The sequence below is a fragment of the Nocardia paucivorans NBRC 100373 genome (assembly GCF_000308675.1).
In the GTDB taxonomy this organism is placed as follows: Bacteria; Actinomycetota; Actinomycetes; order Mycobacteriales; family Mycobacteriaceae; genus Nocardia; species Nocardia paucivorans.
This window is the reverse complement of record NZ_BAGE01000030.1, coordinates 139,932-165,553: the sequence shown is the minus strand read 5'-3', so window position 1 is coordinate 165,553 and position 25,622 is coordinate 139,932. Positions and strand designations below refer to the sequence as shown.

25 protein-coding genes are annotated in these 25,622 nt (G+C 67.3%); 11 read left to right on the top strand and 14 right to left on the bottom strand.

Features of this window, described 5'->3' with window-relative positions; genetic code table 11:
• Positions 1-33: 33 nt before the first annotated feature.
• Positions 34-936, bottom strand: coding sequence for a LysR family transcriptional regulator (locus ON32_RS06885; RefSeq protein WP_040789658.1), 903 nt, complete (start codon positions 934-936; stop codon positions 34-36).
• A gap of 71 nt (positions 937-1,007) precedes the next feature.
• On the opposite strand from ON32_RS06885, the gene ON32_RS06880 reads away from it, so the two are divergent.
• Positions 1,008-2,399 carry an FAD-binding oxidoreductase gene (locus ON32_RS06880; protein ID WP_040789656.1) on the top strand — a complete coding sequence of 464 codons (1,392 nt, stop codon included), beginning with the start codon at positions 1,008-1,010 and terminating at the stop codon, positions 2,397-2,399.
• A gap of 16 nt (positions 2,400-2,415) precedes the next feature.
• On the opposite strand, the gene dnaG is transcribed toward ON32_RS06880, so the two are convergent.
• The 5 genes from dnaG to ON32_RS06855 form a co-directional block, all read right to left on the bottom strand.
• Complete coding sequence (dnaG, locus tag ON32_RS06875; RefSeq protein WP_040789654.1) at positions 2,416-4,356, bottom strand: DNA primase; 1,941 nt, start codon at positions 4,354-4,356, stop codon at positions 2,416-2,418.
• 35 nt (positions 4,357-4,391) lie between these two features.
• On the bottom strand, positions 4,392-5,642 hold the full coding sequence (locus tag ON32_RS06870) for a deoxyguanosinetriphosphate triphosphohydrolase (protein WP_040789651.1): 1,251 nt from the start codon (positions 5,640-5,642) through the stop codon (positions 4,392-4,394).
• An 82-nt stretch (positions 5,643-5,724) separates the two neighbouring features.
• Positions 5,725-7,032: a phthiocerol/phthiodiolone dimycocerosyl transferase family protein gene (locus ON32_RS06865; protein ID WP_051132939.1), complete on the bottom strand. Its 1,308-nt coding sequence runs from the start codon at positions 7,030-7,032 to the stop codon at positions 5,725-5,727.
• 103 nt (positions 7,033-7,135) lie between these two features.
• Entirely contained in the window at positions 7,136-7,831 is a 696-nt protein-coding gene (locus ON32_RS06860) for a YdcF family protein (protein ID WP_040789648.1), read from the bottom strand.
• Positions 7,832-8,120: 289 nt separating this feature from the next.
• A complete protein-coding gene (locus ON32_RS06855) occupies positions 8,121-8,534 on the bottom strand; it encodes a DUF5997 family protein (protein ID WP_040789647.1) in 414 nt (137 codons plus the stop codon).
• A 62-nt stretch (positions 8,535-8,596) separates the two neighbouring features.
• Between ON32_RS06855 and ON32_RS06850 the strand changes: the two genes are divergently transcribed.
• The 3 genes from ON32_RS06850 to ON32_RS06840 all read left to right on the top strand — a co-directional run bounded on the left by ON32_RS06850 (position 8,597) and on the right by ON32_RS06840 (position 11,777).
• The gene (locus ON32_RS06850; RefSeq protein WP_040789645.1) at positions 8,597-9,541 is read left to right on the top strand and encodes a LysR family transcriptional regulator; all 945 of its coding nucleotides are present in this window, start codon (positions 8,597-8,599) and stop codon (positions 9,539-9,541) included.
• Positions 9,542-9,765: 224 nt separating this feature from the next.
• The gene (locus ON32_RS06845; RefSeq protein WP_040789643.1) at positions 9,766-10,671 is read left to right on the top strand and encodes a cutinase family protein; all 906 of its coding nucleotides are present in this window, start codon (positions 9,766-9,768) and stop codon (positions 10,669-10,671) included.
• A gap of 56 nt (positions 10,672-10,727) precedes the next feature.
• Positions 10,728-11,777: a glucose 1-dehydrogenase gene (locus tag ON32_RS06840; RefSeq protein ID WP_040789640.1), complete on the top strand. Its 1,050-nt coding sequence runs from the start codon at positions 10,728-10,730 to the stop codon at positions 11,775-11,777.
• A gap of 3 nt (positions 11,778-11,780) precedes the next feature.
• Here the strand turns inward: ON32_RS06840 and ON32_RS06835 are convergent, their stop codons facing one another.
• A complete protein-coding gene (locus ON32_RS06835) occupies positions 11,781-12,458 on the bottom strand; it encodes an MBL fold metallo-hydrolase (protein ID WP_040789638.1) in 678 nt (225 codons plus the stop codon).
• Between the two features lie 56 nt (positions 12,459-12,514).
• On the opposite strand from ON32_RS06835, the gene ON32_RS30485 reads away from it, so the two are divergent.
• Entirely contained in the window at positions 12,515-14,488 is a 1,974-nt protein-coding gene (locus tag ON32_RS30485; RefSeq protein ID WP_040789636.1) for a TPM domain-containing protein, read from the top strand.
• Between the two features lie 142 nt (positions 14,489-14,630).
• On the opposite strand, the gene ON32_RS26920 is transcribed toward ON32_RS30485, so the two are convergent.
• Positions 14,631-15,563 (bottom strand): YxiH-YxzG fusion protein, encoded by a 933-nt coding sequence (locus ON32_RS26920; RefSeq protein ID WP_051132938.1) that lies wholly within the window; start codon positions 15,561-15,563, stop codon positions 14,631-14,633.
• Positions 15,564-15,937: 374 nt separating this feature from the next.
• On the opposite strand from ON32_RS26920, the gene ON32_RS06815 reads away from it, so the two are divergent.
• Entirely contained in the window at positions 15,938-16,585 is a 648-nt protein-coding gene (locus ON32_RS06815; RefSeq protein ID WP_040789632.1) for a TenA family protein, read from the top strand.
• A 38-nt stretch (positions 16,586-16,623) separates the two neighbouring features.
• On the opposite strand, the gene ON32_RS06810 is transcribed toward ON32_RS06815, so the two are convergent.
• Positions 16,624-16,962: a putative antibiotic biosynthesis monooxygenase gene (locus tag ON32_RS06810; protein WP_051132937.1), complete on the bottom strand. Its 339-nt coding sequence runs from the start codon at positions 16,960-16,962 to the stop codon at positions 16,624-16,626.
• A gap of 101 nt (positions 16,963-17,063) precedes the next feature.
• On the opposite strand from ON32_RS06810, the gene ON32_RS06805 reads away from it, so the two are divergent.
• A complete protein-coding gene (locus ON32_RS06805; RefSeq protein ID WP_040789630.1) occupies positions 17,064-17,645 on the top strand; it encodes a TetR/AcrR family transcriptional regulator in 582 nt (193 codons plus the stop codon).
• Positions 17,646-17,703: 58 nt separating this feature from the next.
• Here the strand turns inward: ON32_RS06805 and ON32_RS06800 are convergent, their stop codons facing one another.
• Positions 17,704-19,104, bottom strand: coding sequence for a glycine--tRNA ligase (locus ON32_RS06800; RefSeq protein ID WP_174361604.1), 1,401 nt, complete (start codon positions 19,102-19,104; stop codon positions 17,704-17,706).
• 232 nt (positions 19,105-19,336) lie between these two features.
• On the opposite strand from ON32_RS06800, the gene ON32_RS06795 reads away from it, so the two are divergent.
• Positions 19,337-19,690: an ArsR/SmtB family transcription factor gene (locus tag ON32_RS06795; protein ID WP_040789824.1), complete on the top strand. Its 354-nt coding sequence runs from the start codon at positions 19,337-19,339 to the stop codon at positions 19,688-19,690.
• 14 nt (positions 19,691-19,704) lie between these two features.
• A complete protein-coding gene (locus ON32_RS06790; RefSeq protein WP_040789628.1) occupies positions 19,705-20,136 on the top strand; it encodes a Fur family transcriptional regulator in 432 nt (143 codons plus the stop codon).
• An 87-nt stretch (positions 20,137-20,223) separates the two neighbouring features.
• Here ON32_RS06790 and ON32_RS06785 read toward each other — a convergent pair whose 3' ends face one another.
• Positions 20,224-21,204 carry an ABC transporter permease gene (locus ON32_RS06785; protein ID WP_040789626.1) on the bottom strand — a complete coding sequence of 327 codons (981 nt, stop codon included), beginning with the start codon at positions 21,202-21,204 and terminating at the stop codon, positions 20,224-20,226.
• A gap of 100 nt (positions 21,205-21,304) precedes the next feature.
• Here ON32_RS06785 and ON32_RS06780 point away from each other — a divergent pair, with 100 nt between their 5' ends.
• Positions 21,305-21,919: a TetR/AcrR family transcriptional regulator gene (locus tag ON32_RS06780; protein WP_040789624.1), complete on the top strand. Its 615-nt coding sequence runs from the start codon at positions 21,305-21,307 to the stop codon at positions 21,917-21,919.
• Between the two features lie 27 nt (positions 21,920-21,946).
• Here ON32_RS06780 and ON32_RS06775 read toward each other — a convergent pair whose 3' ends face one another.
• Genes ON32_RS06775 through recO form a run of 3 tightly spaced genes read right to left on the bottom strand, consistent with a single transcriptional unit; the run spans position 21,947 to position 24,045 of the window.
• On the bottom strand, positions 21,947-22,366 hold the full coding sequence (locus tag ON32_RS06775; protein ID WP_040789622.1) for a CesT family type III secretion system chaperone: 420 nt from the start codon (positions 22,364-22,366) through the stop codon (positions 21,947-21,949).
• Entirely contained in the window at positions 22,363-23,187 is an 825-nt protein-coding gene (locus ON32_RS06770; protein ID WP_040789620.1) for an isoprenyl transferase, read from the bottom strand. The genes ON32_RS06775 and ON32_RS06770 overlap by 4 nt, the downstream gene beginning before the upstream one ends.
• 60 nt (positions 23,188-23,247) lie before the next feature.
• On the bottom strand, positions 23,248-24,045 hold the full coding sequence (recO, locus tag ON32_RS06765) for a DNA repair protein RecO (protein ID WP_040789822.1): 798 nt from the start codon (positions 24,043-24,045) through the stop codon (positions 23,248-23,250).
• 116 nt (positions 24,046-24,161) lie between these two features.
• On the opposite strand from recO, the gene ON32_RS06760 reads away from it, so the two are divergent.
• A complete protein-coding gene (locus ON32_RS06760) occupies positions 24,162-25,598 on the top strand; it encodes an amidase (RefSeq protein ID WP_040789618.1) in 1,437 nt (478 codons plus the stop codon).
• Positions 25,599-25,622: the final 24 nt, after the last annotated feature.

The following is a 25,622-nucleotide window of genomic DNA, read 5'->3' as shown; positions in this document are numbered from 1 at the left end:
TCGGAGGTGATTTCGATCGCGGCGGTCTGCCCCTCACACGCCGCCCGACCCGAGGGCTGTGCGCAACCGGCCGAGCAGAACCTTCGCCGCCGGCACGGTGGGCCGATCGGTGCGCCAGACCAGGGCCAATCGGCCGCGCAGTTCGGGTTGCACGATGGGCAGGGTCCGGACGCCGAATTCCTCTTCCTCCTCGGTGGTGAGCTCCGGGACGACCGCAATACCCAATCCGTGCGCGGCGAGCCGCAGCAACTGGCGTGGCGCCGCCGCTTCGAAAGCGATATCGGGGGTGAAACCGACGGCCGCGCAGGCGTGTCGGAGAGCGCCGCGCAGCCCGGTGCCGGCCGGTAGGCAGATCAGCGGCCGGTCACGTAAGTCGGTGAGCGGCATGACCTGGCCGTACCGGTCGTCGTGGGCGGCGACGGCTGCGACCAAGCGGGTGTCGAGTATCACGTCCACGCCGAGCCCCGGATCGAGTTCCGCGTCGGCCAGACCGACCAGCGCCATATCCAGGTCCCCGCGTACCAGCGCGGCCAGCATGCGTTCCGATGTGTCCTCGGCGAGGCCGATACCCACCTGAGGATGGTCCTCGTGAAAGGCGGCGAGTACGGGGACCAGATCGAATTCTTCCGACGCGGCGCCGGAGATGAGGCCGACCCGGACCTGTCCGCGCAGCAGCCCGGTGAATTCGTCCACGGTGTGGGTGATCCGTTCCGCGGCGGCGAGCGCGGCGCGGGCATCGGCCAGTATCGCGGCGCCTACCTCCGTGGGTTTCACTCGGCGCGCGGCCCGGTCCAACAGGGGTTGGCCGAGTTCGCGTTCCAGCTGCCGAATCTGGGCGCTGAGCCCGGGTTGGCTCAGGTGCAGACGGTGTGCGGCACGAGTGAAACCGCCTTCGTCGACCACGGTGACGAAGTAGCGCAGCTGCCGAAGCTCCATAACTCTTGATTATCGCAAAGGTAATAACAAACTGTTTCACTTATCAAATCAAGTGCGGCATCGTCGCAGGTATGGGATACAGCGCATTGGAGAAGACCGAACTCCCCGCCGCGGCCGAGGCCGAATCGGCCACTTTCCCGGCGCCGATACGACGTCCGGGGACCGAGGAGTACGACCAGGAGATCGCCGGTTTCCAGACCGCCTACCGGCACCGTCCGGCCGTGGTCGTCGCCGCGCGGCACACCGAGGATGTCCGGGCGGCAGTGGAATTCGCGGCCCGGTACGCATTGCCGGTGGCGGTGCAGGCCACCGGACACGGACTGTCCGTCGCCGCGGAGGGTGGTGTGCTGATCAGCACCCGCGGCATGACCGGAATCGAGATCGACCCGGTGAGCGCAAGCGCGTGGATCCAGGCCGGGGTCCGGGCGGGTGCGCTGATCGAGGCGGCGGCGCGGCACGGGCTCGCGCCATTGACCGGCTCGTCACCCTCGGTTGGTGTCGTCGGATACACACTCGGCGGCGGTGTCGGGTTGCTGGCCCGTCGATACGGCTATGCGGCGGATCACGTACGGACCATCGAACTCGTCACCGCAGACGGCCGGGTCCACACACTGCGGCCGGGCGACGAACTGTTCGGCGCCGTCCTGGGCAGCGGCGGCAACTTCGGGGTGGTGACCGCGCTGGAGCTGGGTCTGGTGCCGGTCACCGACGTATTCGGGGGCCGGCTCGTCTTCGACACGCCGTCGGTCCCGCGGGCGCTGAAGGTGTGGCGGGACTGGACGGCGACCGCACCCGATACGGTCACCTCGACATTCACCATGCTCGCCTACCCGGATATCCCGCAGGTCCCGGCACCGCTACGAGGTCGGTTCGCCGCCTCCATCCGCATCGCCGCCGAAGGCGACACCCAGGAATGCGAACGTCTCGTCGCCCCGCTGCGCGCGATCGGCACACCGCTCGAGGACGATCTGCGCGCCATGCCCTACACCGATTCGCACACCATCCATGCCGACCCGGACCATCCTCACGCCTATGCCGCGACCAACGCGCTGCTCGACGACCTCACCCCCGAAGCGATCGAGGCACTGCTCGCGGTGGCCGGTCCCGACGCCGGGCTGGGCGTGGTGATCGATATCCGGCACCTGGGTGGGGCCCTGCGCGAACCCCGTCATCCCGATCCGGCACTCGATCACCGCACGGCCGGTTACGTGGTGCGCGCCATCACCATGCCCGGACCGGAACCGGAACCGGGGGAACCCGCCGCCACCGTCCGAGCGGCATTGGCGCCGTGGACCGTCGGGCACATTCTCGGTTTCCTGTACGGCGCCGGGCACGCCGCCGACGAAGCGCAGACCAGGGCCGGATACCGCCCCGAGACCTACGCTCGGCTCGCCGAGCTGAAAGCGCGCCACGACCCGACGAACATGTTCCGGTTCAACCGCAATATTCGCCCCGCGAACTGAAACCGCGGACCGCGCCCTAACCGGTGGCGAAGTCGCCGTAATTGCCCATGGCCTGCTCGAGCAGGCTCTTGCGGTACTGCTCCAACGCCACCAGGTCGCCGAACAACGCCATGTACTCATCGGGCCGGTCGGTGGACGACACCCGGTGCAGTTTCGATTTCAGTTCGGCGATCTGCCGGCCTACCAGCGCTTCCTGGGCGCGGGCCAGGACCCCGGTGATGAACCGGGGAATATCGTCGGTGCTCTTCACCGGAAGCGGTTCACCGGCGAGTTCGGAGATGAGGGCGCGAATGGTGAGATCGGAGGCAAGGTCACCGACGGCGTTGACCCAGTCGGCGCCCGAACGACCCGCCGCGACCCCGCCCGCCTCGGCCATGAGGGTGCGCACGGTGCGGTAGGCGGGATGGGTGAAGGCGTCCGGTTCCAGGGCGTCGAAGGCGGGGCCGGCGATCGACGGATATTGCAGACCGGCGGCCAGGGCCTGCCGCTGGAACAGGAGAGTGGGGTCGCGAGGGTCGGGGCGGGCCGCCGGATGGTCGGCGACCTCCGCGCCGCCGTTCTTGGCCCGGGAACCACCTCGGGCCGGTGTCCCGGCCGCGGCACCGCGTAGCCGCCGGGCCTCCTCGGTGACCCGACGGTGCACCATCGCCGGATCGTGCCAGCCGGTCCATTCGGCCAGCTGGGTGGCATAGCGTTTACGCAGTCCGTGGTCGCGTAGTTGGGCGACGATCGGCACCGCCCACTGCATGACCTCCACCTGGCTCTCATAACCGAGGGTGTGGGTGCGACTGTCCTCGCGTTTGGCGATTTCGCGACGCAGCGCGTAGTCGAACAGGGGTTCGCGACGGGCCACCAGATCGCGCAGCGCCGCATCGCCGGAACGCTGCCGCAGCTCGCACGGGTCCTGGCCGTCGGGGGTGATCACCACGAATGTCTTCCCGACGACCTTCTGGTCGCCGAGGAACGCCTTCAACGCGGCGGCCTGACCGGCGGCGTCACCGTCGAAGGTGAAGATGATCTCACCGCTCCAGAAGTTGTCGTCCATGAGCAGGCGGCGCAGTACCGCGAAATGTTCGTCACCGAAGGCGGTACCGCAGGCGGCGACAGCGGTTTTCACCCCGGCCAGATGCATGGCCATGACATCGGTGTAGCCCTCGACCACCACCGCCTGCCGGCTCTTGGCGATCTCCCGCTTGGCGTGGTCGAGACCGAACAGCACCTGGGATTTCTTGTACAACACGGTTTCCGGGGTGTTGACGTATTTACCCGGCATGGTGTCGTCGTCGAAGAGTTTGCGGGCGCCGAAGCCGATCACATCACCGCCGAGGTTGCGGATGGGCCACAGCAGCCGGCGGTGGAACCGGTCGATGGGGCCACGGCGGCCCTGCCGGGACAGACCGGCCGCCTCCAGCTCCTTGAACTCGAATCCCTTGCTCAGCAGGTGTTTGGTGAGCGTGTCCCAGCCATCGGGGGCGTAGCCGCAACCGAACTGGGTCATGGCCGCCTCGTCGAAGTTGCGTTCGGCGAGGAAACGGCGGGCCGTGGCGGCGTCGGGTTCGCGCAGCCGGGCCATATAGAACTCGTGCGCGGCGGCATTGGCGGCGACGAGCCGGGCACGGGTGCCTCGGTCGCGCTGCACCGAGGTGCCGCCGCCCTCGTAGTTGATGCGGTAGCCGATCCGGTCGGCGAGTTGTTCGACGGCCTCGACGAAACCGATGTGTTCGATCTTCTGCAGGAAGGCGTAGACATCGCCGCCCTCGTTACAGCCGAAACAGTGGAACAAGCCCAGGTGAGGACGCACGTGGAACGAGGGGGATTTCTCGTCGTGGAACGGGCACAGCCCCTTGATGGAGTGGGGGCCTGCGCTTTTCAGCGCGACGTACTCGCCGACCACATCCTCGATCCGGACGCGTTCGCGGATCGCCGCGATATCGCGATCAGGTATTCGTCCGGGCACTCTCGAGAGTCTAACCCCGGGGTCCGACGCGACCGTCAGCCGGGCAATGCCGCCGCGATTCGTTCCAGCCGGCTTTCGGTGTAGGAGGCGATCTGGTCGACGATCACCCGCACCCGCTCGGTATCGTCGCCGGCGGCGTCCCACCAGGGCAACAGCAGCGGGTCCAGGCCGGCGGGGGCGGTGGCCAGCAGGTGTTCGGCGACCGCGGTGATACGGGCGCGTTGTTCGGCCTGACGGAGTTTGTGATCCGGATCGGACATGACATAGCGCAGCGCGACCGTTTTGAGGAGTGCGACCTCGGCCGCCGCTATCGGCGGAACCACCAGTTCGGCGGTGTAGCGAACCGGGTTCGCCCCGCAGGCTTCCCGGGTGGCCACCACCGCGGCATTGGCGAACCGTCCGACGAGTTCGCTGGTGAGCCGTTTGAGCGCGACCGACCCGGACAGGGTCGCGTCGTAGTCGAACACCTCGGTGACCACGGACAGTTCGCACAGTCGGTGCGCGGCGGCGACCAGATCGTCCACCGACAGTCCGGGATGGCGTCCGCACCCGAGTTCGGCCAGCGCCATCCGTTCCACCGGATCGGCGAGGGCACGCAGATCGATCCGACCGGCGATGATGCCGTCCTCGACATCGTGCACCGAATAGGCGACATCGTCGGACCAGTCCATGATCTGGCATTCGAGGGTCTGCCGGCGCGGCGGCGCGCCCTTGCGGACCCAGGCCAACCGGTCGATGTCCACCTCGTAGGCGCCGAATTTGGTGCCGGGACCGGTGCGCTGCCACGGGTATTTGACGGTGGCGTCGAGGGCGGCACGGGTGAGGTTCAGGCCCACACTGTGGCCGTCGGCGTCGAGCACCTTCGGCTCGAGCCGGGTGAGGATGCGCAGGTTCTGGGCGTTGCCCTCGAAACCGCCATAACGTTCGGCGAAGGCGTCGAGGGCCTTCTCACCGTTGTGACCGTAGGGCGGGTGGCCGATATCGTGCGCAAGACCGGCCAGTTCGGCCAGGTCCGGATCGCAGCCGAGGCCTTCGGCGATACCGCGACCGATCTGGGCAACCTCCAGGGAGTGGGTGAGCCGGGTGCGCGGGGTGTCGCCATCGCGCGGACCCATGACCTGGGTTTTGTCGGCGAGCCGGCGGAGCGCGGCCGAATGCAACACCCGGGCGCGATCACGTGCGAAATCGCTGCGGTGCCCGTTGCCGGGGGCTCCGTTCGGGACCAACCCGGCGGTTTTCGGGGTTTCCCCGACCATGCGTTCCCGATCGTGCTCGGTGTAACTCATCGGCCCAAGTCTGCCACCCGGTGGTGTCCGGACGGCGTGCGTGCGCACACCACCGGGTGACGGGTCGTCGAACTCACGCCACTTACCCGATCGGGCTGCCCGCCATCGGCGGCTCCTCCCGGTGTACCGGCGCGCCGAGTTCCGTGGCGACGGTATCGAGTAACCGTCCCGGGTCGGGGCCGCCCAGTACGGCGACGGCCAACCGTCCGGCGAAGGTATAGGACAGGACCGTGACGGCCGCCGACGCCCCCTGCGACGGGCGCGGATGCGCGGACAGGTAGACGATCTCGTAGTCGGTGATCCGCAGACCTGCCGGGGTGCGTGGGGCGGGCACCACCCCGGTGTTGGTGAGCGCGATATGACCGGCCGACGAATAGATCCGACTCGGACCGAAATGGTCGGGGAAATGCAGCGCCGACTGCGCGACAACGCCGTCGGCGAGATCGTCGCGCAGTACCGTCGCCACCCGCCGCGCCAACTCCACCAGATCCACGGACTCGTCGATATCGTCCGCGAACGACGCGAGCCCACCCATATTGGTCCCCGCCGCAACCGGCACGGGTGGGGCCAGCCGGGACCGCAGATCCACCGGATAGAGACACCCGAGGTGGACCGGAGCCACGGACGGCCCGGTCACCGACGCGTATGCGCGCAGGACGGCCGCGGTGAGCAGCGCGTTCACCGTGAGCCGATGCGCACGGCTCCATTCGACGATCCGGCTCGTATCGGCGCGGTCGAAGACGAGTCGCCAGGGGCGCACCAGCGAGTTCTCGCCGGGCTCGGCCGGTTTCCCGTCGGAGCCGACGAGGTATGGGGCCGTGGTGTCCACCGGTAGCGGGTGGGTGGCCCGTTCGAGTCCCGAACGCGTCCCACGGGTGATTCCGCGTAGTTCGAGATGCCGCTCCAGGGGTTCGGGGTAGGGGCGGCGGACGATGTGCGCGGTGCCGGTCTCCATCCAACTGGTGTAGTGATCCCACAGCCGCGCGAACAGCTCCACGCAGAACCCGCCGTCGGCGACGGCGTGGTGTACGAACAGGGTCACTCGCGCTCGGGGGCGGGACGAGCACACCACGTCGAGATACGCCAACTGCTCACCCGGATCCAACTGCGCGGCCGGCAATCGCACGGTCGTGGGATCGCCGTAACCGACCCACAACCCCGAAGGTCCGAAGGGCGAAGGTCTGAGCAGATGACCGTATCCGGCCGCATCGATACCGATCCGGCAGACCAGTATCGGGTACTCCTGACGCAATGCCGCGAACGCTATTCGCAGGGCATCGATATCGAGTCGACCTATTACCGACACGGTGCGTCCGGTGTAGGTTCCGTGCCGCACGAAACGCTGCTCGGACGGTGCGAGCATCCGCACCGCATCACCCTGATCCCACATCACGCGGTGATGGTGCGCTCCCGCCCGTCACTCGGCAAACCGAACGCCGCGTGTCCACGTTCCGGGGGTGTCGAGGAAGGCACCCGTCGGATCCGAGACGAGGTCACTGCTGCGCGGTGTATTCGAAATCCGCGGAGAAGTGGGTGAGCTGATACCACAGCAGCGCCAGGGTTTCCCGGGTGATTCCGTGCAGCTGTGACTCTCGGGTGTAGACGGCCGGACCGGTGCGGGCGGGCGCGGTCCAGGCGTCGAGTCCGGTATCCCGCGCCATGGTTCGGGTGCGCAGCGAATGCCACGGATCGCTCACCAGCACGGCCGAGGACAGTCCGCGCGCCCGCATCGCCTCGGCCACCGCCTCGACGCTGCGCAAGGTGTCGGAGCCGGTTTCCACAGCGTGGATGTTCTTCTCGGGGATCCCGCGCTCCATCAGATAGTTCTTCCCGGAGGCGGCCTCGGTGTACAGGTCTCCTTCCTGCTTTCCACCCACCGTGATCACCAATGACGCCACCCCGGCCTCGAACAGGTTGTACGCCTGATCCAGCCGCGCCTCGAACACCGACGACGGCGTCCCCGAGTACTGTGCTGCACCCAACACCACGATCGCGTCCGCCGGGGTGTAGTCGTTGATTCGCGCCACCTGCCATACCCGCACCGCGGTTCCCCCGACCAGGACCAATGCCATCAATATGGCTCCGCCGAGCAGCCGCCTTCCCCAGCGCAGCATCCCGGCGCCGAGCCCCGATGTCACCTTGGATTCCCTCACCGATACCGAGCGCGTACGCAGAGGTGCCGAATTCACGTCGTCGAGTGTGCCGGCAGCTCCGCACCCGGCCGTGCCGCCTCATCGGGGCGAAGACAGTGGGACGGAAAGCGGAAACGACACGGGTTCGACCTGGTGGGAGCCGGTTTTCGGGTGCGAAAACGGCCCTATCGAGTACCCGAGGCTCTCTCGATCCACCCGCAACCGTAACCACCTTGGTGGGAGTTCTCGATCGAATCGTTATCCGTGACGATTTCCCCACGAGACCACGAAGCCCGCGGGTCCGATCGGGTACGACCTCGTATCGGACCGGTCCGTCCGAAAAGGACTATCGCCGTTTACCGGCGGACCGGTTCGACGCGGCCCGGCGGCGCTCCCGCTCGGCTTCGATCCGTTCGTTTTCCCGCCGGACCGCGGCGTAGCTTTCCCGTTCCCGGAGCAGCCATTCCGGCGGGTCGGCCGACAGGGCGGCGATCTCGTCGGCGGTGAGCGCGTCGGAGATTCCGGCACGGGCCAGGCCGCTGTTGGAGATGCCCAGTTTGCGGGCGACCACATCCCGCGGGAACGGCCCACGCCGGCGCAGTTCGCTCAGCCACTCCGGCGGATCGGCACGCAATGCGTCGAGGTCCTCTCGGGAAATCGGTGAGTTCCGGAAGCTCTCCGGGGCGGCCTCGAGGTAAATGCCCAGCTTGTTCGCCGCGGTAAGCGGCTTCAGCATCTGCGGTTTCTTCTCCGAACTCACTCCCCCAGCGTATCCGGCCCACCCGTACCGCCTCACCGGGCAGGTGCAATACGCTGCCTGCAATGAGCCGGGCCGATTCCATCGAGGTGACACGACTGCGCCGATTCGTCGCCGTCGCCGAAGAGCTGCATTTCACGCGGGCAGCCGAAAACCTCCACATTCCCCGCCAACTGCTGAGCCGAACCGTCATCGACCTGGAACGGGAGCTGGGCACGGCATTGTTCGTGCCGGGGGCGCGACCGACCCGGCTGACCGACGCCGGACGCGAGCTGCTGGCCGAAGCCCGACAGACCCTGGCCCGGCTCGATGCGGCCGGCGCCGAATCCGCGCCCGGACCGAATCCCGGGTTGCGGATCGGGTTCGTCCCGGGGGTCACGGTGTCGAAATGGGAGCGGATCTGGCGGGAACGGTTCCCCGATATTCCACTCGAGATGCTCCCGGTGGCCGGGGCGGAGCAACTGGTGGCATTGCGCACCGGCCGGGTCGATATGTGCTTCGTTCGGCTGCCGATCGAACGAGAGGGCCTCAACGTTATTCCGCTGTATCAGGAGGTGGCGGTCGTCGTGGTGCCCAAGGAGCACCCGATCTCGCTGTTCACCGAGGTCACCACCGCGGATCTGGCCGAGGAGCGCATGCAGGACGCCGACGACCTCGATGCCGCCGCGATGACGATCGAACTGGTGGCAGCGGGTGTCGGCGCCGCCGTCGTCCCCCACTCCATCGCCCGCCTGCACACCCGACGCGATGTGGTGTATCGACCGGTCACCGATATCGAGCCGACACGGATCGCCCTGGCCTGGCCCGCCGCGGCGACCACCGAGACGGTCGAGGAGTTCGTGGGCGTCGTACGCGGCCGTTCCGCCCGCAGTTCACGGTCACCGTCCGCCCGTAGGACCGATGGTGAACAGACCGGCGCCCACCGGAAACGGGAAACCGATCCATCCGGTCGCACGCGAAGCGCTCGTTCGGGTGTGTCGAGGAAGCCGTCGCGGCGACGGCGCCGGTAAACTGCTGTCGAAGCGAATCTCGGTTGCCCGTGACGTAGTAGAACACTCGGAATACGAGCGCCCACGCAGCGGACCACCACACGGTCATGGCGCCGAATTCTGTTGTCACACACCATGTACTCAATGCGTTGGAACCGGCAGACAGCATCCGCGACGGCTGCGTAGATGGTCTCCGAACGGCCGGCGGGCGGACTGTGGCCGCTTGGTGAACACACGGAGTACCAATGTTTTCTCGCTGGAAGAACACCGCCGTCCACCTGGCGATCGCCCTCGCCGCCGTCGCCGCACCGACCGTCACCACCACCGCCGCCCACGCCGCCCCGACGGCCTGTCCGGACCTTCATGTCGTCGTCATCCCCGGCACGTGGGAAACCTCGAAATCCGACCCCGGCAAAGGGATGCTCGCCATGGTCGCCGACGATCTGCCGGGCGACACCCGCACCGACTACGTCGCCTACTCGGCGACCGCGTTCCCCTGGGAAGGCGAGGTCTACGGCCGTTCCAAGCACGAGGCCATCGCCGGTGCCCGCGCCCTGATCGCCGATACCGCACAGCGCTGCGGCGCAACCCGTTACGCCCTGTTGGGCTACAGCCAGGGCGCCGACGCCGCCGGTGATCTCGCCGCCGAGATCGGCACCGGCCTCGGCGTGGTACCGCCGCATCGGGTCGCCCTGGTCGGGCTCGTCGCCGACCCGCGCCGATCCCCCACCGACAACCTCATCGGCCCGGCGGTTCCCGGCGCCGGGGCCGGCGGTCCCCGCCTCGGCGGCTTCGGTCTGCTCGGCCCACGGACCTACACCTTCTGCGCGATCGGCGACCTGTACTGCTCCACCCCCGCCGGGGATTTCGCCGCCCGCATCGCGGGTTTCTTCGCCCAGATCTCCAACCCGGACCCCGCCCAGTTCGGTAACTATCAGCAACAGGCGAGCGTCCTCCTCAACGACGTCCTCGCCGCCGGTGGTCTCGGTCTGCTGCACGATCAACTCAACGGTGCCGCCTACGAAGAACGTAAGAAGCAGATCGACGACTTCATCAAATCCGGTATCCATCAGAGCTACCCGTCGTACCAGGTGGGTGGCGGCACCACCCCACTGACCTGGCTGCGCCGGCAGCTGATGAACCTGGCCTGAGCATCGGCGCGACCACCCCGTGGCATGGTCGGCGGTGGACCGGGTAGTCGCCGCGCATGCTGGCAATCACAGTGCGGCCGGAACAACGGGATTCGGTGCGGGTGGAGCAGGTGCCCGACGCGGTGGCAGGCCACGACGAACTGCTGGTCCGAGGAATCGCGCTGGGAGTGTGCGGCACGGACAAGGAGATCGCCCACGGCGCCTACGGCACGGCCCCGCCTGGCCGCGACCGGCTGGTGCTCGGACACGAATCCCTCGGCCGGGTGGTTCGGGCCCCCGCCGGATCGGGTTTCGCCGAAGGGGATCTGGTGGTGGGGGTGGTGCGTCGACCCGACCCCGAACCGTGTGGGGCATGCGCGCACGGAGAGTTCGATATGTGCCGCAACGGCCGCTACCGCGAACGCGGCATCAAGGAACTCGACGGATACGGCAGTGAGCTGTGGACAGTGGAAACCGACTACGCGGTGCGGGTGGACCCCGAACTCGGACACGTCGGAGTCCTACTCGAACCGATGAGTGTGGTGACCAAGGCCTGGGAGCAGATCGAATACGTGGGCCGACGCAGTTGGTTCGAGCCCCGGCGTGTGCTGGTCACCGGAGCCGGACCGATCGGCCTGTTGGCGGCGTTGATCGGGGTGCAGAAGGGCCTCGAGGTCCACGTCCTGGATCGAGTGACCGACGGTTCGAAACCGGAACTGGTTCGCGGGCTCGGCGCCACCTATCACCACGGGGATCTGGAGCAGGTGATCGAGGCGTGCGAACCGGATGTGGTGATCGAGGCCACCGGCGCGAAGGCCGTGATCGTCGCGGCGATGGCCGGCACCGGACACTACGGCATCACCTGCCTGACCGGTGTGTCCTCGGAAGGCCAGACACTCCACATCGATGCCGGGGCGCTCAACCGGGGGATCGTTCTGGAAAACGACGTGGTGATCGGTTCGGTGAACGCCAATAGGCGTCACTACCGCAAGGCCGCCGACATACTGGCCCGCGCGGACCGGTCGTGGACGGCGTCGCTGATCACCCGCCGGGTGCCGCTCGACCGAGTCGCCGACGAGTTCACCCGCTCCGACGACGAGGTGAAAACGGTGATCGACCTGGAATGAACGTCACCACCGGCGCTCGCGCCACTCGTCCAGATGCGGCCGTTCCAGGCCCAGGGTGGTGTCGTCCCCGTGTCCCGGATACACCATGGTGTCGTCGTCGTACCGGTCGAACAGTTTGGTGGTGACATCGGCGAACAAGGTGTCGAAGTCCTCCGGTTTCCACGTCTTGCCGACCCCACCGGGAAACAGGCAGTCCCCTGTATAGAGGTGGACCCGGCCGGAGCCGTCGGTGAGGGCGAGAGCGACCGATCCCGGGGTGTGGCCGACCAGGTGGATGACCTCGAAGGTGAGCTCACCGACGGATACGGTGTCGCCGTCGGCGAGGGTGCGGGTCGGGGCGACGGGAAGCGGGGCGGCGTCGAGGGCGTGGGCGGCGGTGGGGGCACCGGTCGCCTCGGCGACCGCGGCGAGGGCCTGCCAGTGGTCGGCGTGTTGGTGGGTGGTGACGATCAGTCCGACGCGGCCGGGGGCTTCCTGTTCGATCAGTTCGATGATCCGGTCGGCCTCGTTGGCGGCGTCGATGAGCAAAGCGGCGCCGGTGACGGCGCATTGCACCAGGTAGGTGTTGTTGTCCATCGGGCCGACCGCCATCTTGATCATCCGGGCGCCGGGGATATCGAGGCGTTGCGGTGCGGAGCCGGGGGACACATGGCCGGTGTAGGGGATGTCGATGGCGATCACATGTCGACTCTATCGACAGACGCGACCGGCGGGCGGCCACGCGCTAGATTCGGGTCATGACGCTGCCGTCTCGCCGTACCCACCCGCTGGTCGGGTTTCTCCTCGGCGTCTTTCTGCCGGTCCTCCTGCCGATGGGGGTGCCGATCGCCACGGCCGAGCCGCCCACTCGGATGGACACCTATGTGGTGGACACGGCGGAAGCGCTCGACGATCCCGCATACGCCCGGGTGCGCACGGCGGTGGACGAACTGTACGCCGAGCACCGGATACGGCTGTGGGTGTATTACGCGCGGGACTTCGCGGGCCACACCCCGCAACAGTGGGCGGGACGGACGGCTCGTCTGTCCGGTTTCGGCGAGCGGGACCTGCTGTTGGCGGTGGCCGTCGCGGGCCGCGAGTACGCCCTCACCGGAGAACGCCCGCGCGGTGTGTCCGATTCGGACCTGGAGTCGGTGCTCACGCGGGATGTCGAACCCGCCCTGCGAAGCGACCGGTGGGCGGATGCGGGGGTGGCGGCCGCCGAGGGGATCGGGTCGGCGGCGGCGCCCGGGGGCGGGATCAATATGGTGACGGTGCTGGTTATCGCGGCGGTTATCGCGGCGGCGCTCGGCGTATTGGCGTTGTATTCCCGGAAACGACGGCGTGAGCGGGAGCGAGCCGAGTTGGCACGGGCGCGGAAGATCGAACCCGGGGATATCGCCGCGCTGAATTCGCTGTCGCTGGACACTTTGCACACCCGTTCACGAGAGCTGCTCGTCGCCGTCGACAATGCGGTGCGCACCAGCGCCGAGGAGCTGGAGCTGGCGGTGGCGGAGTTCGGCGAGACCGCCACCCTGCCGTTTCGCACCGCCTTGGACAATGCGCGGGCGGCCGTCGCGCACGCTTTCTCGTTGCGGCAACGGCTCGACGACGCGATTCCGGAGACTCCGGATGAGCAGCGGGTCATGTTGCTCGAGTTGATCGATACCCTCGGCCGCGCCGACCGGGAACTCGATGCCCGGGTCACCGAGTTCGACGAGATGCGGAATCTGCTCATCAACGCGGGCGACCGCCTGGACACCCTGACTCGGGATCTGGTGGACGTGACCGGACGTATCCCGGACGCGGAGGCGGAGCTGGGCCGCCTCACCGATACTTATCCGGCCGAGGTCTTGGCCCCGGTGCGGGACAATATCGCCATGGCGCGGGAGCGAATTACCTTCGCCGAGAACAATATTGATTCCGGACGCGCCGAGCTACGCCGGCCGGTGGGTGAGCAGGGCGGCGCGGTAGCGGCGATCCGAGCGGCCGAGAAATCCATCGGCCAGGCCCGCGAGCTGCTGGAAGCGGTCCGGCGGGCGGGCGCGGATATCCGACAGGCCCAGGAGGGGCTGCCGGCGGTATTGGCGGAGCTGCGCACCGATCTGGCCGCCGCGAACGAACTCACCGACTACGGCGGCGCCGACCTGGGCCCGGCCACCACCTCGGCGCGGCGGGTACTGGATGCCGCCGAAACCCGCCGGGAATCCGACCCCCTGGGCCTTTTCCACGACGCGGTTGCCGCCGACGCCGCCCTCGACCGCGCGATCGCCGCCGCCTCGAGCCGTCGACTGGAGGCCGCGGAGCTACAGCGCAAACTCGAGCAGGCCCTCGTCGACGCGGGAACCCGGATTCGGTTCGCCGCCGACTACATCGCGCCCCGCCGTGGTGCGGTCGATGCCACGGCACGCACCCGACTCTCCGAGGCGCAGCGCCATCTCGACGAGGCGCGGCGGCTGCGGGACACCGACCCGAATCAGGCTCTGTCCGAGGCATGTCGGGCCGCCGAACTCGGCGGAACGGCGTTGGCGCAGGCGCAGATGAGCGTGGAGGCATGGCAGGGGCGATATATGCCGACCGGCACGGTCCACACCGGTGCGGTTCTCGGCGGCATCCTCCTCGGCGGTATGTTGGGCGGCCTCGGTTCGGGCGGTTCCTCCGGCGGCTACCGCACGTCCTCCTTCGGTGGGTCGTTCGATTCGGGCGGGTTCAGCGCGGGTGGGCGTTTCTGACCGACCACCACACCGACCGCGGCGGTGCGGTCGGTATCGACCGGATCCGGAAGTTCGGCGCCGTATCGGATGTGGTCGGCCCGCTCCCGACGAAAGTCCGTCAAACGACGCCTCTCCGGCTCCCGGACCGCGTACCCGCTGGTCATTCGAATGGACGAGCTCGATACCAACGCCGATCGACGATCAGATGAAAAGTATCGCCTCGGCCGTGCAGGGCGGTGTGGTTCGATGCGTGAGATCGCGGAAAGTCGAGGGAATCCACCCGCTCGACATGAAATCGTCCGCCGTCGAGCCGACCGAGTACCAGGCGTTGTCCGTCGAGACCGTACCCACCGCAGAGCGCGACCCGACCCTCGGCCACGGCCATGGCTTTCGCACCGGCGATATCCTCCGGGGTCTGCCAGACCGTCGTGTCGCCGTCCACGATCCGAGCGATCGGGAATTCGGTGTAATAGCAGGCCCAGGCCGTATCACCCTCGATATTGAGGGCGTAGCAGTCGGCCATATGGGGGTCGTCGAGGTGCCATACCGGTCGCAGTGAGCGATCGAAACGAACCAGCCCCGCCCTACCGATCGGCTCAGGTCCCGGACCACCCCATCCGAAGTTCCCGAATATGCCTTCGTCGAAGTAGCCGACCCAGATATCGCCGGAATCCGATACCACGACGTGCTCGATACCGTCACCGACGACGCCGGCTCTCACCAGCGACCCATCCGGGTCATAAACGGCCGCATTGTGCTCGGGGCCCTCCGGCGACCACCGACACCGGCTCCCGACCACCAACACCCCGCCGCCCGGGAAGGTCTGCACCGTCGGGAACGCGGAGCTCAGTTCCGCGATCGGGACGACGGCGCACACCTGCGGCGCGTAGATCACCACTCGCGCCGACACCGGACGCTCGGCGCGGCTGCGCGGAAACGATGCTCCACCCGAATCCTGGTATCGCGCGGTGAGCATCTCCATGCCCTCCGCGGTCGTCCACAATGCGAGCATCGACCCGTCGAGGCCCGCACTCGTATCGAGCAGACGGTCGTGCCCGTCCACCGGGGTCAGCTCTGCGTGAAACTCGAACACGGGCAAGGATTCTGCTCGGCGCCGGCGAGATCGGCCACGGATTTCCGCACCACCACGGCCGGGCAGCGATAATGCAGCGTCACATACTCGCTTTCGGCAGTGAGCCGATGCGCCAACTCCGCCGGACCGGTGGTCTTTCCCGTCCGCCGTGGCGCATGCGCCACGAAGTACCGGCCACGCGCGATATGGCGGCAGGCGTTGGGGTGACGCTCGATCGCGGGCGAGAATATAGTGCCGGTCCGGCAGACACGGCCCAGCGGTATCGAAGTACTTCACGACCACCTCCTGTCTCGTTGCGAACAGTGCCCGGTTGGGCTCAGGTATGCCGCCTACGAGTCGGCAATCCTTCGAGTGGTCGTACGCCACACTGAGGCATGGGCTTCTCCGAGTACTCCGAGTATCTGCACACCATCGGCCGACCTCTGGTCCTCGAACAGCTCGACCATCCGACGGTCGCCGGTATCGCCCGTGGCGATCTCCCGGAATCGGTGTTCCGATCATGGCTGGAACAGGACTATCTGTTCCTGCTGGACTATGTGCGGGTATTCGCCCGCCTGGCCTGGCAGGCCCCACCCGACCACCTCGGAGACCTGGTCGATCTGGCGTATTCGACCTATCACGACGAGCTGTCGCTGCACCGCGACCTGGCCGCCGAGTTCGGAGCCGATCTACCCGGCGCGACCAAGGGCGAACCGTGTGCCGCCTATACGTCGTTTCTGCTCGACTCGGCCGCCTCCTATCCCGATGGACTGGCCGCGTTGTACCCGTGTATGTGGGGTTACTCGACATTGGGAACGCTGCTCGCCCGGAATCCGCCCGCCGAACCGCGCTACCGGCGGTGGGTCGACACCTATGCCGATCCCCGATTCGCCGAACTCGCCCACCGCTGCGCGCAGATGCTCGACGAATCCGTCACCGATCCCGAGCGCGCCGAGCAACTCTTCCGCACCGGTATGCGACACGAACTCGCCTTCTGGGACGTGCCGGACCGCGACGACGGAAACCGCGATCAGGGCGCGTAGCCCCGGGTTTCTCCTCGCCGCACGATCCGGCTCGACCGCTATTCGACCCGGCCTTCATCCGGCTCGGACGGACGGTTCCACGGCGCCCACCGCCTGCGAGACCTTTCGGTCGAACGACCGACGATCCGCTGGTAACCGGCGAGTAGTCGTGGGACCAAAACGTAGACGGAGGTGGGGACCACGACGGCCGTGAGGACGAGTGCACGCAGTACCGGGGGCCAGTCTCCGGTGAACGGGGCCATCACGGTCATACCCAAGGCCACCAGAGGAAATATGACCAACCAGGTTATGACGGCGCGGACGTGTATCGAGGGGGCGGCCATCGGGAAGGCGTGCGCTGCACGGGTGGCTTCACCGGGGGCGCAAGTAGTGGACACGGAACCCTCCTAATTTCCAACTAACTGGTTGCAAATCGAGTAGACACCAGGTCCGACCAGAATTGCAACCATCTAGTTGGAGATTTTGTTAGGGTAGGCCCATGGCCTGGGACACCGAACGCACCAAACGGCTTTTACTGGACGCGGCCACGGCGGAGTTCTGCGAGCACGGCCTCGCCGGGGCGCGCGTGGACCGTATCGCCGCCGCGGCCGGGGTCAACAAGGAACGCATCTACAAATACTTCGGGACCAAGAATCGGCTGTTCACCATCGTCGTCGAGCGGGAGGTGGCCAGACTGGCCGATGCCGTGTCCATCGACGGCACCGGCCCGCAGGCGGTGATCGACTACGCCGAGCGGTATTTCGACTACGTATGCCGGACACCGGCCTTCTCTCGGCTGCTGTTCTGGGAAGGCCTCGAGCTCGGCGCCCCCGTGGCCGAGCTCGAACGACACCGAAGCATGCTCGACAAAGTCGCCGGTATCCGCCGGGCAGTTCCCTCGCTCACCGATGCCCAGGCCCGAGAACTGCTCCTGACCATTCTGTCGCTGTGCCACAGTTGGCAGGTGCTGTCCACCCTGGACCGACTCGTCCTGGACGACGCCACAGCCGATCCTGCGCGACAGCAACATCGCCGCCAGGCCATCGGTCGGCTCGTCGCGGCCGCGGTCACGGCCTCCTGACCCTCCGGCACCCGCCGGACATCCAGGCCCCACCGCCCGAGCGAACCGAAAGGCGGGTTCAGCAGCCGATCAGGCGCTGCGCCAGATATCCCTCGACCTGGTCGAGGGCGATGCGTTCCTGCGCCATGGAGTCGCGCTCACGCACCGTGACGGCCTGGTCGTCGAGGGTGTCGAAGTCGACCGTGATGCAGAACGGGGTACCGATCTCGTCCTGGCGTCGGTAGCGGCGGCCGATGGCGCCGGCATCGTCGAATTCGACGTTCCAGCTCTTGCGCAGTTTCGCGGCGAGATCCTTGGCCTTGGGGGTGAGATCGGCATTGCGCGACAGCGGCAGTACGGCCGCCTTCACCGGAGCCAACCGGCGGTCCAGTCGCAATACGGTGCGGGTGTCCACACCGCCCTTGGCATTGGGAGCCTCGTCCTCGGCATAGGCGTCGACCAGGAATGCCATCAGCGAGCGGGTGAGACCGGCCGCGGGCTCGATGACATAGGGGATGTAGCGCTCGCCGGTGGTCTGGTCGTAGTAGCTCAGTTCGGTGCCGGAGTGCTTGGAGTGGGTCGACAGGTCGTAATCGGTGCGATTGGCGATACCTTCCAGCTCACCCCATTCACCACCCTGGAAGCCGAACCGGTATTCGATATCGGTGGTGCCGGCCGAGTAGTGCGACAGTTTTTCCTTCGGGTGGTCGTACAGTCGCAGATTGTCGGGGTCGATACCGAGGTCGGTGTACCAGGAGAAACGGGTGTCGATCCAGTACTTGTGCCATTCGGCGTCCTCGCCGGGTTTGACGAAGAACTCCATCTCCATCTGTTCGAACTCGCGGGTGCGGAAGATGAAGTTGCCGGGGGTGATCTCGTTACGGAAGCTCTTGCCGATCTGGGCGATGCCGAACGGCGGCTTCTTCCGCGCGGTGGTCATCACATTGGCGAAATTGACGAAGATGCCCTGCGCGGTTTCCGGGCGCAGGTAGTGCAGGCCTTCTTCGTCGTCGACGGGACCGAGGAAGGTTTTCAGCAGACCGGAGAAGTTGCGGGGTTCGGTCCACTTACCGGGCTGGCCGGTTTCCGGGTCGTTGATATCGGCGAGGCCATTGGCCGGCGGGTGGCCGTGTTTGGCCTCGTACGCCTCGAGTAGGTGGTCGGCGCGGTAGCGCTTGTGGGTGTACAGCGATTCGACCAGGGGATCGGTGAAGGTTTCCACATGGCCCGATGCCACCCACACCTCGCGCGGCAGGATCACCGAGGAGTCCAGACCCACCACGTCCTCGCGGCTGGTGACCATGGAACGCCACCACTGCTTCTTGATGTTCTCCTTGAGCTCCACACCCAGCGGCCCGTAATCCCACGCCGATTTGGTACCGCCGTAGATCTCACCGCACGGGTACACCAACCCACGGCGCTTGGCGAGGTTGGCAACGGTGTCCACCTTCGACTTGGGTGCCACGCGAGATTTCTCCATCCACTACGAGTCGGAATCGGGGGTGCCCGGAGCGGGCGTACGCGACCTCGGCTGCATTGCACTGCACCGGCCCGGTATCGCCTTGCAGACAAATCGCGGTCCGTTACAGCCTATCGAGCCGGGTCGAACGGACGGACAGCGGCACCACGACACCCGTGAGCCGAACCGATATTTGACATGCGCACCTGTGCATACCAAAATGGAACCGGTTTCCAATAAGGAGTTTGCCCTGATGACAACCGATACGGCCGCCGCTTCCCCGCACAACCCCTACCGCTCCCCGGCCCCGGCCCCGATTCCCTCCCGGAGTGTGTTGGAGAACGCCGGCGAGCTACTGCGCGCCCTCGCAGCCCCTGTCCGCATCGCCATCGTGCTACAACTGCGAGAGTCGCCGCGCTGCGTGCACGAGTTGGTCGATGCCCTCGGTGTCACACAACCGCTGGTCAGCCAGCACCTGCGGATTCTGAAATCCGCCGGGGTGGTACACGGTGAGCGTTCGGGCCGGGAGGTCCTCTACGAACTCGTCGACGACCATCTGGCGCATATCGTGGTCGACGCAGTCGCACATGCCGAAGAAGAAGGGTGATTGGTCCTATAGTCATGGCCATCGACAAGTCGGCCACCACGCACAAGGTGGGGATCCGCAGCACCAGACAGCGCAACGCCATCAGCGCGCTGCTCGACGATATCGACCGTTTCCGCTCCGCGCAGGAGTTACACGACGAACTACGTCGCCGCGGTGAGGGAATCGGCCTGACCACCGTCTACCGCACCCTCCAGTCGATGGCCGACGCCGGGATGGTCGATGTGCTGCGCACCTCCACCGGGGAATCGATGTACCGGCAGTGCTCCACCGGCCACCACCATCACCTGGTGTGCCGGCACTGCGGGCGCACGGTCGAGGTGGAGGGTCCCACCGTGGAGGCCTGGGCCGAGTCCGTCGCGGACCGGCACGGTTTCACCGATGTGAGCCATACATTGGAAATCTTCGGCAGCTGCAGCGCCTGCGCCGAAACCCACCCGGATGATTGACCTTCCCGGACAAGATATGGCTCGGGGCCCCCACCACCGACGGCAGGGGCCCCGAGCCATATCGGCAAGTGTTCGCGGGACGTCGAGTCACACCGCGACGGAAACGGGTTCCGCCTCCGGAGTCGGTGCCGAACCTTTCGAGCGCCGGTCCCGGAACATTCCGATCCCGAGCAGCACCGATCCGACCGCGGCCCATCCCAGCAGCACCAGCAACGGCTTGCCGACACCGGCGCCGTCGAAGAACGCCACCGAACGCAGCAGGGTCGCACCCGCGCCGGGCGGCAGGAGCTGACCGATGGCACCCCACGGCTGCGGCAGCAGCTCCGGCGCCGAGGTGGCGCCCGAGAACGGGTTGCCGACCAACAGCATGGTCAACGCCCCGAGGGCGATTCCGGCCCGCCCGATCGCACTGCTCAGGCCCACGATCGAGCCGGCAACCGCGAACGAGATCAACCCGGCCACCGCGGACAGGGTCGGATAGTCACCGGGGATGAGGGACAACCACCCCTGCACGATCGCCATGCTCAGCAGACCGCCCACCACCCCGAAGGTGAGCGCGCCGACGAGACGACCGGCCGCCGAGTCGATCAGCAGCGTCAACAGCACACTCGCGGCGATACCCGCCATGACCAACGGCAATGCCATGGCACCGAAACCGGCGCCGCGCGGATCGTCGGGATCGGTGGCCACGACATCCTCGACGGGGGTCATGGCCGCACCGGCCATCAGCTGACCGATCTGGGTGAGCTGTTGGGCGACCACCGGGCTCGCCGCCGAGGCCACCAGCACGCGCGGCGCCCCACCGCCGGTGACGATCGCGCCGTAGACCTCACGGTCGGCGATCGCCGCCCGAACCGCGTTTTCGTCGGGTAGCACGGTCGGCTCGAACGCGCCAGGGCTCTGTTGTTCCAGTCGACCCACGACCATGTCGGCCTGGGGCCCGCTGACGGCGATGGGAAGGTCGCGCGGCGCGGTACGCGCGGCCGGCCAGGCGAAGGCGATCAGCATCAACGCCTGGATGAGGGCGGCGGCGAGTCCGAGGGCCACGGCGCGCTGGACGAACTTCATGACGTCTCCCAAAAATCGGAGGTTCGTTCTTTTTGTTGGCTCCACCGTCGCACCGCCCCCCTCGGTTGTCAAGAACGAATATTCGTTTTACTTTGTGGTCATGCCTCGGGTCAGTGACGAACACCTGGAACGCCGCCGCCAACAGATCGTCGACGCAGCTCAGCGCTGCTTCGCCCGCAAAGGGTTCCACCAGACGTCCATGCAGGATGTCTTCACCGAATCGGGACTGTCGGCGGGCGCGGTGTACCGCTATTTCAAGAGCAAGGACGACCTGGTCGCCGAACTGGCCTCGAACGCGTCGGCCGATGTCCGCGAGGTGTTACTCGAGGTGATCCGCCGCGATCCACTACCGTCCCCGGCCGAGGTCATCGCCGTCGCCACCACCTGGATCGATACGCAGAGCGGGGACGAGGGGCGAATGCGGTTGGCGCCGCAGGCCTGGACGCTGGGACTGACCGATTCCGAGGCCGCGGTGTATGTGAAGCGGACAATGGTCGGCATCCGCGGGATATGGCGGGACTACGCCGAGCGAATGCGCGAGGCGGGCCGGCTACCCGCCGATGCCGATATCGATGCCGTCGCCGCCACCCTGTTCGGGCTGCTCCCCGGATATATCCTGCAACGCCTGATCATCGGTGATATCGACGCGAAAACCCTGATCCGCGGGGTGGAGACCCTGTTTCCCTCCGAACCCGGACAATCGGCGACGAGCTGACGGCCACACGCTCGACCCCCGGTTGGATCAGGGCAGCAAACCCTGACGCGCCCGAGCGGCACCCGATAGCACCAGCAGCAGCATGGTGCTCAGGGCCTGGTCGTCCAGACCGGCACCCGGGAAGGTGTAGCGCAGGATGACATCGGCCAGTTTGTCGCGCCCGATCACCACGATCGAACCGAACTGCAACGAGCTGTTGCGTTCGGCCACCCGTTTGTGCAACTGCGGTTTGAGCGGGCGATCCCAGGCCAATACGCAGGTCAGGGTCAGCACATCCAGACCGGGGGTCAGGGTGACGGCGGTCAGAGAACACAACACGCCCTCGTAGTCGAACCGCAGCGAGCCGTCGTTGTCGACCCGCACATCGATGTCGTAGAGCGCCAACGAGGCACCCGCGCGGGCCTGTAGTTCCAGATCGGGGGCCAAGGTCGTGTCCGGATCGCTCATTTGGTGCCTCCGAACCGTCGGTCGCGTTTGGCGTAGGCCAGGCAGGCCTCCCACAGATTGCGGCGGTCGAAATCGGGGAACAGCGTGTCCTGGTAGACGTATTCGGCGTAGGCCGACTGCCAGATGAGGAAGTTCGAACTGCGGAACTCACCCGACGGACGCAGGAACAGATCCACATCCGGCATATCCGGTTCGTCGAGGAACCGGGCGATGGTGGCCTCGGTGATCTTCTCCGGATCCAGCTCCCCCGCCGCCGCCCGGCGCGCGATCTCGCGGGCGGCGTCGGTGATCTCGGCGCGGCCCCCGTAATTGACGCACATGGTGAGCGTCATGACGGTGTTGTCCTTGGTGAGCTCCTGCGCGGTCTCCAACTCCTTGATCACGCTACGCCACAACCGAGGACGCCGCCCGGCCCAACGCACCCGCACACCCATCTCGTGCATCTCGTCCCGACGGCGGCGGATGACATCCCGGTTGAAGCCCATCAGGAAGCGCACCTCCTCCGGGCTGCGCCGCCAGTTCTCGGTGGAGAACGCGTACGCCGACAACCACTTCACACCGATCTCGATACAGCCCTCGACGGTATCCATGAGCACGGCCTCACCGCGTTCGTGTCCGGCCGTGCGCGGTAGACCCCGCTCCTGCGCCCACCGACCGTTGCCGTCCATCACCAACGCCACATGTCTGGGAACCAGTTCGGGGGGCAGTTTCGGGGGACGGGCCCCGGACGGATGCGGTGACGGCGGACGAACTGTACGGCGGCCCTCGGACGGCGAGACGTCCGGGCCGGAAGAGTCACGACGCGGGAACACCTTGTCCATCCTGCCTGATGCGGCCGGCCCCGCCGCAGGCCGGTCGGAATTCCCGGGAACCGGCCGAACCTAGGCCCCCACACCCACGGGAGCCGTGGCGCTCGGCTCCGATCCGGGGCTGTCGGCGGACACCTCGTTCGAGCGTTCCAACAGCGGCAGGGTGCGCAGTTTCCGCTCCAGATGCCATTGCAGATGCGCCGCGACCAGACCACTGGCCTGGCGCCGCACCTGTTCGGGTATTCGGTCGACCTCGGCCCAGTTTCCGTGCCGCAACGCCGAGAGCAGGTGGAACGCCTCGGGCGCCGGGGTGGTCGCACCGGGCGGGCGGCAGTTGACGCAGACCGCGCCGCCCGCGGCGACATGGAAGGCGCGATGTGGGCCGGGGGTGGCGCAGCGGGCGCATTCGTCCAGGGCGGGCGCCCAGCCGGCACAGTCCATGGCGCGCAGCAGATAGGCGTCCAGAATCAGCTCGTGTGGGCGGTGGCCGGCGGCGATGGCGCGCAGGGCGCCCGCGGTGAGGGTGTGCAGCCGGGGTACGGGGGCGCGTTCCTCACCGGCCAACCGTTCGGCGGTTTCCAGGACGGCGCAGGCGGCGGTGTAACGACCGTAGTCGTCGATGATGCCCGGCGCGAAGGCCTCCACGGTGTGTACCTGGGTGATGGTGTCCAGATTCCGGCCCGGGTGCAGTTGCACATCGATATAGGCGAAGGGCTCCAATCGCGCCCCGAACCGCGATTTGGTGCGGCGGACTCCCTTGGCCACCGCCCGCACCAACCCGTGCCGTTGGGTGAGCAGCGTGACGATACGGTCCGCCTCGCCCAGTTTGTGCTGGCGCAGCACCACGGCGTGATCCCGATACAAGCGCACGTCGACAGTCTTGCACGGACCGGTGACCGATACCCGCACCCACACCCGACAAGATATGGACGTTTGACCAATACGGCGTTACCGTGCAGAACGAGAATCGAGAAGACGGAGTATTCATGCCGCTCACCGACAATGCCCCGGACGCCGACACCCCACCCGCGAAAGAACTAGGACTGGCCGAGCACGCGGCGGCTATCGCGCACGGGCGACTCAGTTCGGTCCAGGCCGTGAGCGCGGCGCTCGACCGAATCGAGGCGAGCCGGACCACACTCAACGCCTTCAAGATCATCCGACGGGACAAGGCGCTCGCCGAGGCCGCCGAAGCGGATCGACGAATCGCCAAAGGCGAGCGACTACCGCTGCTCGGCGTGCCGATCGCGGTCAAAGACGATACCGATATCGCCGGTGAGCCCACCGCCTTCGGCGTCGGCGGTGAGTTCGCGCCGAAAACCACCGACGCCGAAGCGGTGCGTCGACTGCGCGCGGCGGGCGCGGTGATCGTCGGCAAAACCCACACCTGCGAATACGGCCAGTGGCCGTTCACCAGCGGCGCCGCCTTCGGCTACACCCGCAACCCGTGGGCACGCGAGCACACCCCCGGCGGCTCCTCCGGCGGATCGGCCGCCGCCGTGGCCGCCGGGCTGGTACCCGCGGCCCTCGGCTCCGACGGCGCCGGATCGGTGCGCATTCCGGCCTCGTGGAACAACCTGGTGGGCATCAAACCGCAACGTGGCCGGATATCCACCTGGCCGCTACCCGAGGCGTTCCACGGCCTCACCGTGAACGGCCCGCTGGCCCGAACGGTCGCCGACGCGGCCCTGTTGCTCGACGCGGCAGCCGGCCCACATCCGGGCGATCTGCACACCCCGGAACCGCTCGTCCTGTCCGATGCGGTGGGCCGCGACCCGGGCCGGCTGCGGATCGCACTGTCACTGCGCATTCCCTTCACCGCCACCAGAACCGCGCTCGATCCCCGGGTCGAGGCCGGTGTGCGACGAATCGCCACCACCCTGCGGAAACTGGGCCATACCGTGACGGTCGCCGACCTGTCCTACGGAATCCTGCCCGGCATATCGTTTCTCCCCCGGTCGATGGCCGGTATCCGGGACACCCACCGCGCATTCCCCGGTGCCGTGATCGACCCCCGCACCCGGGCCAATATCCGTCTCGGGCGATTCCTCGGCGGCCCGGCCCTGACACTGGCCCGTCGCCTGGAACCAGTGCTACACAAACGATTCGGCGCGTTCTTCCGTGACTTCGACGTGGTCCTCGCCCCCACCACCGCCACCCCCGCGCCCGGCGTACAGGAAATCGACGGCCTCGGCTCCTGGGCCACCGACGAACTCATCACCGCCGCCTGCCCGTACACCTGGCCGTGGAACGTCCTCGGCTGGCCGAGCGTGAACGTACCGGCCGGGTTCACCGATACCGGTCTACCGGTCGGCGCTCAATTGATGGGTCCGGCAGCCGCCGAATCCCGCCTGGTTTCCCTGGCCGCACAACTGGAATCGGAACTGCGTTGGGACCGTCACCGACCCCAACAGTGGTGGTGACACCCGACCTCACCGGGAAGCCGC